At 43.7% G+C, this 14209-nt stretch carries 15 protein-coding genes; 2 read left to right on the plus strand and 13 right to left on the minus strand.

Annotation, left to right across the window (positions count from 1 at the left end):
• Positions 1-206: 206 nt before the first annotated feature.
• Entirely contained in the window at positions 207-806 is a 600-nt protein-coding gene (gene grpE / locus IOD06_RS08135; RefSeq protein ID WP_194620493.1) for a nucleotide exchange factor GrpE, read from the minus strand.
• Positions 807-1509: 703 nt separating this feature from the next.
• Here grpE and IOD06_RS08140 point away from each other — a divergent pair.
• Positions 1510-1962 carry a hypothetical protein gene (locus IOD06_RS08140; protein WP_194620494.1) on the plus strand — a complete coding sequence of 151 codons (453 nt, stop codon included), beginning with the start codon at positions 1510-1512 and terminating at the stop codon, positions 1960-1962.
• Positions 1963-1990: 28 nt separating this feature from the next.
• Complete coding sequence (locus IOD06_RS08145) at positions 1991-2806, plus strand: alpha/beta hydrolase (RefSeq protein WP_194620495.1); 816 nt, start codon at positions 1991-1993, stop codon at positions 2804-2806.
• Here the strand turns inward: IOD06_RS08145 and IOD06_RS08150 are convergent.
• From IOD06_RS08150 to IOD06_RS08205, 12 genes are all read right to left on the minus strand, one after another.
• Positions 2771-3898 (minus strand): metallophosphoesterase, encoded by a 1128-nt coding sequence (locus IOD06_RS08150; protein WP_194620496.1) that lies wholly within the window; start codon positions 3896-3898, stop codon positions 2771-2773. The two genes, IOD06_RS08145 and IOD06_RS08150, sit on opposite strands and share 36 nt — an antisense overlap.
• Before the next feature lie 157 nt (positions 3899-4055).
• Positions 4056-5090 (minus strand): metallophosphoesterase, encoded by a 1035-nt coding sequence (locus IOD06_RS08155; RefSeq protein WP_227669966.1) that lies wholly within the window; start codon positions 5088-5090, stop codon positions 4056-4058.
• Between the two features lie 187 nt (positions 5091-5277).
• A complete protein-coding gene (locus IOD06_RS08160) occupies positions 5278-5739 on the minus strand; it encodes a thiol-disulfide oxidoreductase DCC family protein (protein WP_194620498.1) in 462 nt (153 codons plus the stop codon).
• 1 nt (position 5740) lies between these two features.
• Positions 5741-6610 carry a fatty acid desaturase gene (locus IOD06_RS08165; protein WP_194620500.1) on the minus strand — a complete coding sequence of 290 codons (870 nt, stop codon included), beginning with the start codon at positions 6608-6610 and terminating at the stop codon, positions 5741-5743.
• A gap of 115 nt (positions 6611-6725) precedes the next feature.
• Entirely contained in the window at positions 6726-7169 is a 444-nt protein-coding gene (locus tag IOD06_RS08170) for a hypothetical protein (protein ID WP_194620501.1), read from the minus strand.
• A gap of 83 nt (positions 7170-7252) precedes the next feature.
• Positions 7253-8218 (minus strand): TIGR01777 family oxidoreductase, encoded by a 966-nt coding sequence (locus IOD06_RS08175; RefSeq protein WP_194620503.1) that lies wholly within the window; start codon positions 8216-8218, stop codon positions 7253-7255.
• 23 nt (positions 8219-8241) lie between these two features.
• The gene (locus IOD06_RS08180) at positions 8242-8742 is read right to left on the minus strand and encodes a hypothetical protein (protein WP_194620505.1); all 501 of its coding nucleotides are present in this window, start codon (positions 8740-8742) and stop codon (positions 8242-8244) included.
• A gap of 117 nt (positions 8743-8859) precedes the next feature.
• Positions 8860-9813, minus strand: coding sequence for a fatty acid desaturase (locus IOD06_RS08185; protein WP_194620507.1), 954 nt, complete (start codon positions 9811-9813; stop codon positions 8860-8862).
• Positions 9814-9970: 157 nt separating this feature from the next.
• A complete protein-coding gene (locus IOD06_RS08190) occupies positions 9971-10489 on the minus strand; it encodes a GbsR/MarR family transcriptional regulator (RefSeq protein ID WP_194620509.1) in 519 nt (172 codons plus the stop codon).
• 116 nt (positions 10490-10605) lie between these two features.
• Positions 10606-11235, minus strand: a complete 630-nt coding sequence (locus tag IOD06_RS08195) for an L-threonylcarbamoyladenylate synthase (protein WP_194620511.1) — start codon at positions 11233-11235, stop codon at positions 10606-10608.
• 294 nt (positions 11236-11529) lie between these two features.
• A complete protein-coding gene (dprA, locus tag IOD06_RS08200; RefSeq protein WP_194620513.1) occupies positions 11530-12777 on the minus strand; it encodes a DNA-processing protein DprA in 1248 nt (415 codons plus the stop codon).
• Positions 12778-12825: 48 nt separating this feature from the next.
• Positions 12826-13923, minus strand: coding sequence for a LysM peptidoglycan-binding domain-containing protein (locus IOD06_RS08205; protein ID WP_227669967.1), 1098 nt, complete (start codon positions 13921-13923; stop codon positions 12826-12828).
• Between the last annotated feature and the right edge of the window lie 286 nt (positions 13924-14209).

Here is a 14209-nt window from a genome sequence, read left to right on the forward strand (position 1 = left end):
CATAGTTGGTCACTTGTTGCTATATATCGGTTTACTTATTAATTTTTTCAAGTCAAAAGCCACGCAAAAACTGTCTTTTGTGTGACTTTTTGTGAAAACCCTTACTAATAATGAGGTTTAGCACAGTTAAAAACTGATTGTTCACCACTTATATAATAAACCGATGACTTAAAGCGTTCCTGCTTCTGACGATATCAGCTCAAATATTATTGACCGACACGAACCATCGCTGGGCGCAACAGACGACCATTCAAGCTATAGCCTTTTTGTAGTACCGTACCGACAGTATCTGCTTCGGCGTCTGGATCAATGCCTACCGCTTCATGAAAGTCAGCGTTGAATTTCTCACCTTGAGGTTCAACGACTTCTACGCCATTTTTGGTTAGCAGTGCTAATAGCGCTTTGTGCGTTAATTGAACGCCTTCAGCGACTGGGTCATTGGCATCAGCGTTTTCCATGGCACGCTCTAAATTATCAACGATGTCCAATAGCTCTTTGGCAAATTTCTGTAGGGCGAATTTTTTGCTTTTATCCGCTTCTTGTTCCATACGTTTTTGCGCGTTATAAGCTTCAGCATTGGCACGGGCGGTGCCTTCTTTAGCTTGCTTCACTTCGCCTTCTAGCTCAGCGATACGGGCTTTAAAAGTGTCAAGATTGATATCATTTTCGATCGTCATCTCTTCACCTGAGTTATTCTGTGGATCAAACTCTTTCAAGGTTTCTTCTAAAATACTCTCATCGTGGTCAATATTGTCATGTGACACATTTTGCTCAAGAGATTCTTGGGTCGTATTCTGCTCGCTCATGGTAGCTCCTTAGGATTATTAATATAATGGTTGGTTTTAAGGCACAACAAACCGACCAAGGGCTGATCATTGTGCTTTTATTAATGGCCTAACTGTTTTTGTTCATTCTTTTTTAAATGCGCTTCAATAGCTGCTTGATAAAGGTGATGACCATAAATTTCAAGCCTAATATGAGGAATTTTTCGCTTTAGCCAGATAAATCATTGCAGAGCATAAGGATTATTGTCAATAACGTAATAAATGCTACGATAAATAACGGGTAGACATGATTAGGTTTTTGTCATCGAGCCATGCGTCACTTTACCGTCAAGCTTTTAAGATAGATTTGAATGTAGGGTCTGTTGAACATTCAAATGTGGCACTGGCAGTGGCTATTTTTTAGACAATACGCAGTGAAATTTTTGACGCCTAGTCATTCTAGGTTAGACAATTTCGCCATGTATTGGCAAAAAATAGCCCTGCCCCTGCTTGTATACTTGGGGCTGATGCTAAAATCACCCCAAACGTTGTTGTAAACCTAGCTAAGGTCTCGACACTATCGTCGGTTTACGCCTGATTTGATAAGATTTTAGCGATCAGCAGTCCTAATATTTGAATGTTCAACAGACCCTAATAATATAACCTTTGCGATTAACTGCTATATTAATCGTTCACTTATAAAGCCGACTAATTTTGTTTAAACATCGATTACAAGAGAGGGTTTATGCCTATTTTACCGGTGCCATCGCTCAATGCTTTATTGACAAAAACGCTTAAGACCGTAAAAAAGACAGCCGCTAAAAATGTGCACCAGCATCATGTTTTACACCACACGCTAAAAGGGTTGGATAATCTGCCAACGCCGCTACTCGAACGTTTTAATCACCAATTAAAAGCGTCTACAGCGGAGCAATATCCCCTTGCTGACGCCCATCTGCGCCTGATACTTGCTGTCAGTAATAAGCTCAAGCACCCGTTAGCACTGGATAAGCTACCCAAACTACGGCAGAAATTTGGTACAGATGCGGTGTCGTTGCAAGCGCCTAGCGTTTGGCAACAAAATGCAGATGCCTCAGGAAATTCAGAGAACGCTGTCAGCTGGCAAGATAAGACCATTGCCAATGCGGATGGTGGTGACATGACCGTGCGCTGCTACCAGCAGTCGGAAGCAGAATAACGAGGGAAAAAGCACGGATGAAGTCGCCATGCTGTTTTTTCATGGGGGCGGATTTTGTATCGGCGATATCGACACGCATCATGAGTTTTGTCACACGGTCTGTGCCCAAACTGGCTGGGCAGTCGTGAGCGTCGACTACCGCATGGCTCCTGAATATCCAGCGCCAACAGCCCTTAAAGACTGTCTGTCGGCTTACGCTTGGCTGACTGAACATTCTCAGTCACTTGGTGCATTGCCATCGCGCATCGTATTGTCTGGTGATAGTGCAGGTGGTTGCTTGGTAGCACTGGTGGCGCAGCAGGTTATCAAGCCTATCGATGCACTATGGCAAGATAACAATCAAGCTACTGAGACTGATAAAAAAGCCAATAATACCTTTAAAAAATCACTGGCTGATTTGCCTCGACCTTTAGCACAATTGCCGCTATACCCTGTCACTGATTATGAGGCTGAATATCCGAGTTGGGAGCTTTATGGTGAAGGCTTGCTGCTCGATCACAACGATGCAAACGTCTTTAATACCGCCTACACTCAGCACAGTGGTCTAACGCAGTCCCATCCGCTTATCTCAGTCATGCACGGTGACAATGCACACCTGTGTCCCAGCTATGTCGTCGTTGCGGAATTAGATATCTTGCGAGATGAAGGACTGGCTTATGCCGAGCTTTTGCAAAAAGAAGGCGTTAAGGTAGAAACCTATACAGTGCTAGGCGCACCACACGGTTTTATTAACTTGATGAGTGTCCATCAAGGTCTTGGCAATCAGACAAACTATATTATCAAGTCGTTTGCTTGTTTTGTGCAAAACCTACTGACCAGTGAGGGTGATGAGCCAAATCTCTGAGCGCGAGCCCAGTCGAAACGGAATGCCCCAAAAGCCGTAACCAGATGACACCACAAAGTGACTGTCATTGATGACCTCATAGCCATAGCCCAAGCGGTTGATGGCACTGACAATGAAGTTGGCGGGGAATATCTGACCGTTATGGGTATGCCCAGAGAGCTGCAAATCAATCGGCATTTGGCTGTGCTCAGTAATATCACTTGGTCTGTGGTCTAACAATATCAGCGGCTCAGCGCTATTGACCTGCGCCAATAGATCAGTCGTCGGGACGCGCTGACGCTTATGATTGTCGAAGCGTCCCATCAGCCAAAGCGCTTGCCCTTGGTGCGTGAGGCGTATGACTTCGTCATTTAACAACTGCACGCCAGCAGCACGCAACGCTTGGACAATCGGCTGCTCGTGCCCGTATAAGTCATGATTGCCTAAAGTCGCATAGACCCCATAAGGCAAGCTTTTGCATAACTCAGCCAAGTTTTCTGCCATTTTATATTTGGTAAATGCCTGTGTATTGTCATCCATGATATCGCCCGGCATCAGCAATATGTCTGCTTTATGCTGCACAATCAGACGATGCAGTCTATCTATTGCACCAATGCCAAACAATCTCCCGATATGCAAATCGCTAGCGACCGCAATACGTAGCGGCTTAGCCAAAGGCTTATCAATATCAATAGATAACTCACGTACCACAGGCGCATAAGCGCTATATAGGGCATAAACAAACAACCCGATAAATACTGCCGATGCTAATATGCGCAACCCAAAATCGACGGTAGCCGGTGTAGCGAGTACGTCACCAGTTAGCGATGTAATTAACCAATAGCCACCATAAAATAGGCTGGTAACTAAAGCCGTCAATAGCATAAAGTGCATGGCCAACATCCAACCACTGATCCAGCGATAGCTATTGGCAAATGCTCTATTGACACTGAGTAGCAGCAAACCGTTGGTAATAATGAATATGATTACCCATACCGAAGTTTGTAAACCTGCTGTCTGCCAAGGCTGTAACCACCATTGCACGCTTAGAGCTGCGCCGACACTAAACAGCTGCAATAGCGCAAAAATGGTAATGAAAAATGCGTAGCGCATGAAAAAATTCCTGAGTATTATGGCGTCAATGCAGTATGCTTTTAGCTGACTAGACGAGCAAAGTAGCTATTAGCCAGCCTAACAGCAAATAAAAGCCTCTACCATTTAGATATGGTAGAGGCTTTATCATTAGGGTAACACTTTTTATTTAAATGGCTCATACACCAGACTGCAACGTAATTATCCAAATCTCAGAACGCGTACCCAGTCTAAATGGTACGGGGCCGATGCCATAACCAGAGGTCACCAAAAACTGCGTATCGGCTATTTTTTTGCTGCCATAGTTTAGCGGTGTCAACCAATCCATCAATATCGTTAGTGGAAATATCTGCCCGCCATGGGTATGTCCAGACAGATGCAAATCGACTGGCAGGGCGCTGACCTCATCCATCGCGCTAGGACGATGCTCCAAAAATATCACCGGTTTGTCTGTCTGTACTTGTGTCAATAACTCCTCAGCTGACAGTCTGGTACGATCGATATCGTCTGAGCGACCCACCAGCCATACCGAGTCATTTAATAGCACACTCTCATTATCAAGGGCTTTGATGCCCGCTTCTTCCACCGCCTCTGTGATCTGCTGGTCATAACCGAAATAATCGTGATTGCCTAAAGTCGCATAGACGCCAAGCGGTGCCTTAAGCTTTGATAGCTGCTCATGCATATTCGTATTATCGTAAGCAATTGTATCGTCATTCATAATATCACCAGCGATAACCACGACATCAGGGTGTTGCGCATCGATGAGACTCACCATTTTCCTTATCTGTCGATTGCCAAACCATCTACCCAGATGCGTATCAGAGACAAGCGCGATATCCATTGGCTTATCCAGCGGCTTATCTATAGTGACTGTTAGACGGTGTACAACGGGCGAGTAAGCATTAAATACGGCTAAGCTAACAATAGTTATATAAGTCGTAATGGCAAAGGCGCGCAAGAGTATTGGACGAGATTTTCGTTTAAAGAGTCGATAAATGAGTAGCGCCACCGTAGCGGTTATCACACCAGCATAAAGCATAAACCCCTGCAAAATACTAACGACCAGATAGACATGAAAGCGCTCACCCCAAAACTCAGTCAAACCATAAATGAGAGCCACATTATTAACAGTAAAGACAGCAGCTATCAGCGCAGCTTTTGCAGACGTAGTTTTTGGCTTTATTAACCAGTAAATAAGAACGCTGGTCATAACAGCTAGCAACTGAGTGAAAATGATGAAGAACCACATAATAAGGTCTAATCAGATAAAGAGGATGCTATCTTACGTTAAAAGCTGAATGCTCTGAACATAGCGTCTTTTTTTTCACGAAAACTTCATATGCTTTACCTTTAAAATGCTGTTGCCACAAAACCAAATAGTGGACAGTAAAAGCCCTTTAACGTTTAAAGGGTGCTATTTTGCAAACGCCATTAGCGCAATCTTGCATCAGCGCTTTGCCATAGACCAACTTGGTCACCCAATTCGGGATTTTATAACGATTGCGCGCGACATACGGATAAACAAAGTCGCCAAGTTGTTTGACCACTGGCAAAAACAATAACGGTGACCATTTCACGCCGCCCGTTCTGTAGAGCAGTCGCACGGCATCCATGTGCGTATACCAATTGCCGTAGCTGTCTTGCACACACATATAAGTCATCGCATCCTCACGGCTGAATCCTGCGACGACCAACTCATCAAGCCCCTCCTCTACAGGAACTAAGTGTATCTTTTCCGGTTGACGTTTTTTCATATTATGCGCCTCGGTGCTGCATATCACGCACGCATCATCGTAGTACATGGTAATGGACAAATTTGCTTGCTCTCTATAACTGTTGATATGGTTTTGGATAATCATGTTATGACTCCTTTATGAGTGATACCTCAGCATCGAGGCTATTCGTTTTATTAATCACGCTAGGTTTTTGGTATTTATTGACTGGGGCTAAAAAGGGAATTACTGGCTGCTGCGTCCATTGAGGTGCAGCAGTATCTAAGCGCTTGGCAAGCTTCGGTAAATGGTTGGTCGGCACCGCTGGGAACAGATGATGCTCGATGTGATAGAGCAAGTTAAAAGTCAGTAGATTAATCAGCGGATGGCGCTCGCTACGGGCATATACCACGTCATCACAACCATGATGCACGCTCCATACCGCAAAGAATCCCACCATCGTATTGGCCAATATCATCACCAATACGTGATACATCAATACGGGATGCATCGTGATATAAGCGGCGGCAATCACTGAGAAAATAAGCAACAGATCAAAGGCAACGAGAATACGATTGCGGCGGCTACCATGCGTCAAACCAAACCACTGAATCATAATCGAAAAAATACCACCGCCTAATATCGCCTGATACCACGGCAGGCGTGCCCAGTTACCTTCGACATCGCTGTCTCCAAGCGGATCTTTATGATGATTGAGATGAGTGTGCCGAATAGCATGCGTACTACAGAGCATCGTGATACTCAGCATAAATAGCATGAGCTCTGTGGCGACCTTACTCACACCTAAAGTGCGGTGATAGCAATCATGGGCTTGTCTAAGTGCGGCAGTAAAAAAGAAAAACGTCGCAGCCAGCGCAAGTAGCCAAAACCCCTGCCACGCGCTCCACCATGACAATAATAAAAATGGTAACGATAAAAAGATATTGTAAACGGTCTCAGTGGGCTTGAGCTCACGCAAATCTTGCCATTCAATATTGGCTAACGAAGGATGACGCATGATGTTCTCCTTACTTAGTGATAAGCAGTAGCTGTCTTGCTGGCGCGACCACTCAATTTAATTGTCTGGTTTTATTTATTTTATTTCTGTCAAAAGTGAAATATTTGGATAAATTTTATTTGTATTTAGGTAATGCGATAAGACCTGTGACTACTGCACTTGCGCCACCTATCAAGCTAAAAAGCAAAGCAGATATGATTTTTTCTGAAACAATCTCATCTAGCATTATCCAAACTGAAAATATAAAAGTACTAAAAAATCCAATGAAGAATAACGGTACTATTTTTAGTATGGAATCAAATACTATCTTCAACTTACATATAGTTAATCCAGCTACTAACGTAGGGAGTAAACCAAAAAAGAATCCGCCTACAATAGAAGCTAATAGCATTTTGAAAATATCTGTTAACTCTTGCCTAAAAATATTACCGTCAATTACAAGCATATATAAGAAGACAATAAAACCACCTATCGCTCCACCTAGCAAACCATAAATCCCTATTACCTTACCTTTAGGATAGCTAGGTGCTTTGACTGTACTAAACTCAATGTCACTCATAAAAACCTCTATTTTGTTTCACATGAAACAAAGCACCCTATAATAAAGAATTACGTTTCACATGAAACAACCTTAATGATTATTTATGACTTCTGTCCTTCTAGCGCCTGCTTTAGCGTTGGCTGTTTAAACTCATAACCCTCATTCTGTAATGCTTGCGGCAATACCTTTTGTCCATCTATGAGTAGCGTCGACATCTCACCAAACATCAGCTTAAGTAAGAAATTTGGCAAAGTAAAAAATGTCGGACGGTGTAACCATGACCCCAGTGTTTTGGTGAAAGTATGATTGTTCACGGGATTGGGTGCCGTTAGGTTATACACAACCGCTGTCGTATCATTTGTAGTCTGTAGGGTATTTTCATGCGTGGTTTGACTGCTCGCATCATCAGTAAGATGCTGCTCAATGATGAATATCGCTGCCCCTACCCAGTCCTCACGGCTGACCCAACTCATGATCTGCTGACCATTACCCAATTGTCCACCGACGCCCATTTTAAATGGAGTTAATAACTTACCGAGCATCCCGCCATCAGGATGAATCACTACACCTGTACGCACAATAGCCACGGGCACGCTATATTCGGTTGCTGTCAAAGCTAACTGCTCCCATTCATCACATAATCGATGAGCAAAATCGGTTTCAAAACCACTGCTTTCGGTAAGAGGTTTGTCACCTTGAGTCCCATACCAACCAATCGCTGAACCGCTGACCATTAGCTTGGGCTTAATACTGGTGCGCTTAATAAATGCCAATAAGGATTCGGTAGGCTTAATACGGCTGGCAAGCAATTGCTCTTTGCGCTCATCACTCCAACGCGAGTCGGCAATACCTGCACCTGCTAGGTTTAAAATAACCTCAAAGCTTTTATCCGAGCTCGCCAGCTCATCATAAGTTATCATTTCGATATCATTCGGATGTGCTTGGCTGCTATCACGCGTCAGCCAAGTAATATGCAGCGCTTTATTTTGAGTACGGTAACGCGCCATAATCTCATCGCTAAAGGCACTGCCTAAAAATCCTGAGCCACCACTGATTAAAATATTCATGTCCTACTCCTTATATTTTTTGCTTATCGTTTAGTAAAACTTAATCCGTTATAGTCATCGTCTTCTTTTTTAGCGCTTATATCAAAACGACTTTTACATACTTTTGGTAAAGCAATGCAGCCAGCGATAGCTGAGTTGATAGCGCCAAATAGTCCTATACCAATCATAAAGGCCAGTAGCACGCCAACTTCTATCAAGGAGTTAATGCCTAAATATAAGACGATTGCACCCATATAACCTGCGGATGTTGCGAACCCAACTAAAAATGTCGTGCGTAGACTCTTATGATCACCACGCCATATCTGTTGAGTAGCGACAATAATACCTGTTAATAAAGCAGGAATAAAACCAAGCAGACCGACATATAGCAATGGCTGATAACCAATCTGCGCAAAGTCCGCATCCCTAAAAATAAATAATAAAGCCAGCTCTGCAATCAATCCACCAACTATGCTACCAAGCCCTGCAAACAAAATAATCACTGATAGATAAGGGTAAGCACCTACATTATTATTCGTTTTCATGATATTTATCCTATTAACATTCATCGTTAATTGAGTATAAATACGGCGTTGGCAAAGCCAATGAAACTACTGTGGATAATTGATGGATAAGTATCTTGATTTTATTTAGCCTACTTATTAGGCAAAACGTTTACGAATAGGACACTCACTATCGTTACTATTTTGAGATTTATTCTTTAATTTGTTCCAACGATGATTAATGAAATCTATGACGTTAGCCACACTCGGTAACACATGTACTTTAGTCAGGTGTGGCGCAGCCGTATCCAAACGCTTGGCAAGTTCAGGTAAATGGTTTGATGGGACGGCAGGGAATAGATGATGCTCTACGTGATATAACAGGTTAAAAGTTAGGAAATTGACTACAGAATTACGCTCAGTGCGAGCGATTGTCTCATCACAATCATGGTGCACACCCCACACAGCAATGATGCCAACGCTAGCATTGGCCAACATCATGGTCAATATGTGGTATATCAATACTTGCGCTAACATGGTCAGAGCAGGAACAGCGACAGTAAATACGGTCAGTACGAAGGCAACCAAGATAACTAAAGCAATCAAGCCAAATTCTAACCAAGCCAAGCTTTGATTGCGACGGCTGCTTAGACGCAGTCCTTGACGATAAATATCAAGCCGATAAGTTATCCCGCCGAGCATTGCTTGCCACCATGACACTTTTGCTAGACTGCCTTCAATATCACTATCACCCAATGGGTCACGATGATGTGCCATGTGCGTGGCTCGAATGCTGTGCAAGCTGGTCATCAGTAGCACGCTAAGCAATAGTAATATCGCGGTGGTCGTACGCTTACCTGTCCCTAAGCTATGATGATAGCCATCATGAGCTTGTCGAAATGCGGCAGCAAAAAATAAGTAAGAAGCCCCGCATGCTAAGACATACCATGATTGACTGGCAAACCACCAAGACAACAACAAAAATGTATAAGGCAAAATAACGTTATAAGCGATTTGACCGCGCGTTAATTGGCGCAAGTCTTGCCACTCGACTGCAGCGATAGCCTTTTTAATGGCTTGCTCTTTATTAGCGTGTGTTTGATTGACTGTCATTTTACACATCCATTTGTCGTTGCTGTTTCTTATTGCTGCTACTTTTACTCAAGCTCGTGTCACTTAAACTTAGCTGGCCTTTATGTCCATTACATATATTTCTGTCAAAACAGAAATAACATCTCAAATTTTTTATTTTAAATCATACAGCTTACTGTCAACGCAAAACCTTTTTAATACTGGCGCCCAGTTTGAGGACTTTTTTGAGGATGCTTGTGGGCAGCTTAAGCATCTCAGATGACCAAGTGGTTAGGGTACTGACGAATTCTTGGGTATCACGGATACGTGACTTTACCTCATTATTTTCATGTTCAAATTCAGGGCTGTCCATGAGCTCTTGTAAAAACTGCACTGTTGGCTCAAGCTCACGCTTCTGACGCTCAACGACAATAATACGTGCCAACTCCCAAACATCGGTATTGGTCGTAAAGTGGTCACGACGGTCACCCAATATGGAGACTTTTTGTACCAAGCCCCAATGCTGCAACTCTTTGATACTGTTTGAGACGTTAGAGCGAGCAACACCAAGTGTGTCGGTAATTTCTTCAGCATTTAGCGGCTTACCGATGATGAATAACAATGCATGAATCTGTGACATGGTGCGATTGACGCCCCACTGCGAGCCCATTTCACCCCAATGTAAGATAAATTTTTCGGTCACAGGATTTAGTTTCATAAGAGCCATTCACTTAATTTTTTATACGATTAGATTAACTTATCTTGCGCTATTCTTTTATTTCTGTCAATAGTGAAATAGATATAAGTATCAATCTTTAAATAACTGTAATTTGTCTAGCGAATAATTAATCCTGTCGTTGCATCACGAATTTGACTAGGCAAGGTATAGCCTAAAGTGTCAGCCTGCAAGTAGCTGATTTGCTCGCCAAAATACCCATATGCATCAGTGAAAGTCATAGCAGGCAGTTGCCCTGATGGATTACAACTTGTAGAAACCAATAGCCCAAAGGGGTTTTGAACGTCGACCAATTGTTGACACAATTGACGAACCATAGGATGGGCAATGACTCTAACTGCCACTGTTTGATGCTGCCCCGTAATCCAAGAAGGTATCACTGTCGTTAAAGCCTGCGGAATGGGTAACAACCAAGTATGCGCTTGCTTGCATTGCAGCTCTATATTGTCACTATCTGTCTGCCAACTCTTGATAATTTGTTGGCGCTGACCGTCTTCTAAAGGCTCTAGTAAAGGCATTAAACGCTCGGCACTGTCAGTAACGACAATCATGCCTTTGGCTTGTGGCCGTTGTTTGATATCCAAAATGCGCTGAACGGCTATCTCGTCGTAAGCATCACAGCCGATACCCCAAACGCTTTCGGTGGGATAAGCAAGCAGCTGCCCTTCTTTTAGCCACGTAGCAGCTTGAGCGACAGAATCAGTAGTAAAGGATGCGGATTTTTTCATGGCTTGAAGGCTTCGAAAAGGTAGGAGTTTAAGCATTAATAATAACATAGGAGAGAAGCTGACTAAGTGAGCCAAATTCAAATATAGTCAAAACATCCTAAAAACGCGACGGTATTGCTGATATCCATTTTTTGTCGCCTCTGTCTGCGCAGGCACAGCAAGCAAGAAAAATTGATATTAGCAGTGCATGATGGTTCGATATTACCTTTGACTGACTATATTTATGAAATTGTACCGTATTCAATCACTTAAAATTAATAAGTAGAAAAACGTAAAAGTAGAGAAAGTACGACTTTAAACGCGTAAATAACGCCCACCTTGCACGCTGATAACACCCAGTAACTCAAGCTCCATTAACTGCCCAATCAGCTGCGGTGGTGTAAGCTTGGTGCTGACCAATAGCGCGTCTAAATCCTGTCCATGCCAGTCAAGTTGCTCATAGACCAGCGTTAAATGCTCAGGGACGACGATAGCGCTTTTAGGGGATTTGATGTTAGACGGTATCGATTGGCTCGTCGCTGGCACAGAAGCTGTCTCTGCGGCATGAGAAGGTTGATGACTATCCGATAGCTTATGATTGGCCTTGGCTGTCTGTTGTGCTGGTCGATAGCCATTATTGTCATAATCCAGCTGACCATTGACGTCCTCGATTACTTGCTGCGGATGATAAATCAGCGTCGCGCCTTCACGTATCAAATGGTGACAGCCTTCAGCATTGCTATTGTCAATATGACTGGGAATCGCAAAAACTTGCTTGCCTTGCTCAGAGGTTAGGCGCGCAGTAATCAGTGAGCCGCTTTGAATCGTGGCTTCCGTCACTATGGTCGCCAAGCTTAATCCAGCAACCAAACGATTCCGGCGTGGAAACGTATGCTTATGCGGCTGCGTGTGTGGTAACAGCTCGCTGATAATACAGCCACCTTGATCGATGATTTGAGTAAATAACTTATCATGATGATTGGGATAATTGACATCAATCCCTGTACCCATGACTCCAATCGTTCGACCTTGATACTCAGTATCTGTCTGAGCCAGCGCACCCAAATGCGCACGCTTATCTACCCCCATGGCAAGACCACTGGTGATGATATAACCAGCTTGCGCCAAATACTGTGCCATATCGAAAGTGATTTTTTGGGCATGGGCGGTGGGCTTTCGACTGCCGACGACGGCTATTTGTGCTTGATGCAGGCGTGCATGATTACCACGATAAAACAATAATGGCGGTGGATCATAGATTTGTAAGAGTTGGGCAGGATAATCAGGCTGATCAGAAAATAGCAGACCGTAGCGTCCCTCGTTGAGCGCTTGCTGAATTTTATCGATACTGGCTTGCGTGTGCTCTGGCTGTTCATGGCGGGCAAGATGCGTATGGTGAATACCCAACTGACGCCATGCTTCTGCTTTGGCTTGCCAAGCAAGCTCCGCCGCACCAAAAGAGGTAATAAGCTTATGATAAGCCGATAATGACGCATTCACCTCGGTCCACAGCGCCAATATTGCACGCTGCTCGTCGGGTAACACTGGAGAAACTGCCGTCATAATGGTCTGACTCGCATTTACGGATTCAACTGACTCAAGAAGTCTGGCTTATAGATAAGGGGGAGGTAATAATTGATCACCCACATTGAGCGGTAGCTCAGAATCAAGCACATAAGCGTAGCTGATATGGTCAAAAGTATTGAACACCATCACCATACCGCTTGGCTCACTAGGTAGACGTACAGAGGCATCATTATCTTTGGTATCGCGTACCAACGCCCCTTTTTGATAGACAGTCAATACATCCCCTGGTTTGGCGCCCTCTGCGCTGCCCAAATTAATCGCGACCACACTGCCCTTCGCCGCTGAACTGATTGAGTCCATGACGCGGACAATCATACCACCGCGGCTAACCGTTGCAGGCGTTGGGTAAAATACGGGCGGGATAGAGTTGTTTAACTCAACAAAAACGCGATCACCTTCACGGACTTCTTTGCCGTAGCTGTCGGTAAGCTGCAAACTGGTAACGCCATTGGTTTCTGTAGACGTAACCAATCCAGTCGCGACTTGTGTGACTTCAAGTCCGATGACTTGCTGAGTCTTTGGCTCGACATACATCTCACCTTCACGGTAGATACCATAACGCTGACCAACGATAAGTGGCACGCCTTTAGCATAGACTTTATCACCACTTGCCGTGATTAAGTTGCCTTTTTTAGACGCTAATATATATGGTGTGGTATTAAAATCTGCTGGATTAACGATGATGGTTTTATCTAGCCAATGCTGGATAGCAGACCATGGGATAGGAGGAATGCTATTCGCCGTCGACGTGACTGTTACCGAGGTGGCAACTGCCGTACCGGTCAATTGTTTTTCAATCCCAGCACAGCCCTCACCCGTATCGACACCAATCAAAGTCTTACCTTGAATCACACATAAGATAAGAATGTCGTTAGGATAAATAAGATTGGGGTTTTTGATTTGCTTATTGGTCGCCCAAATTTCTTTCCAGCGCCATGGACTGTCTAGATAGCGTCCTGAGATGTCCCACAATGTATCGCCTTTTTTAACCGTATAGCGATTGGGTGCATCCGCTTTAATAGTTGGTGCTGGATTGTTAGCGTGGGCAGCATTCATTAGCATCGTACTACTAAATGTCGTGATCAACAGGGCTTTTGCTATCGTTTTTAAGCTCATCTTCATTGTTATATCCACAATATGTACCGCTGTTGTCGCCACAATTAATACTATTTAGACCCTTGATTTAATCTTAATCCTTGAGCATTACTAAAATCAATGACAAGCAATTAAGAGCATAAAAGAGCCTAACAGTACAGTTATCATAACGCCTATAGGGCAGCTGTTCAGTGTAATTGGCTGGTGTGATTGCTAAAAAAGCGTCTAGCAAAATGATGAGTCGCCGACGCTGTTTCCAATATTACAATTATATCTACCATAACACAATCATAAACACTTTATTACAATGGCG

This window comes from Psychrobacter sp. N25K4-3-2, assembly GCF_015351755.1.
Classification (GTDB): Bacteria; Pseudomonadota; Gammaproteobacteria; order Pseudomonadales; family Moraxellaceae; genus Psychrobacter; species Psychrobacter glaciei.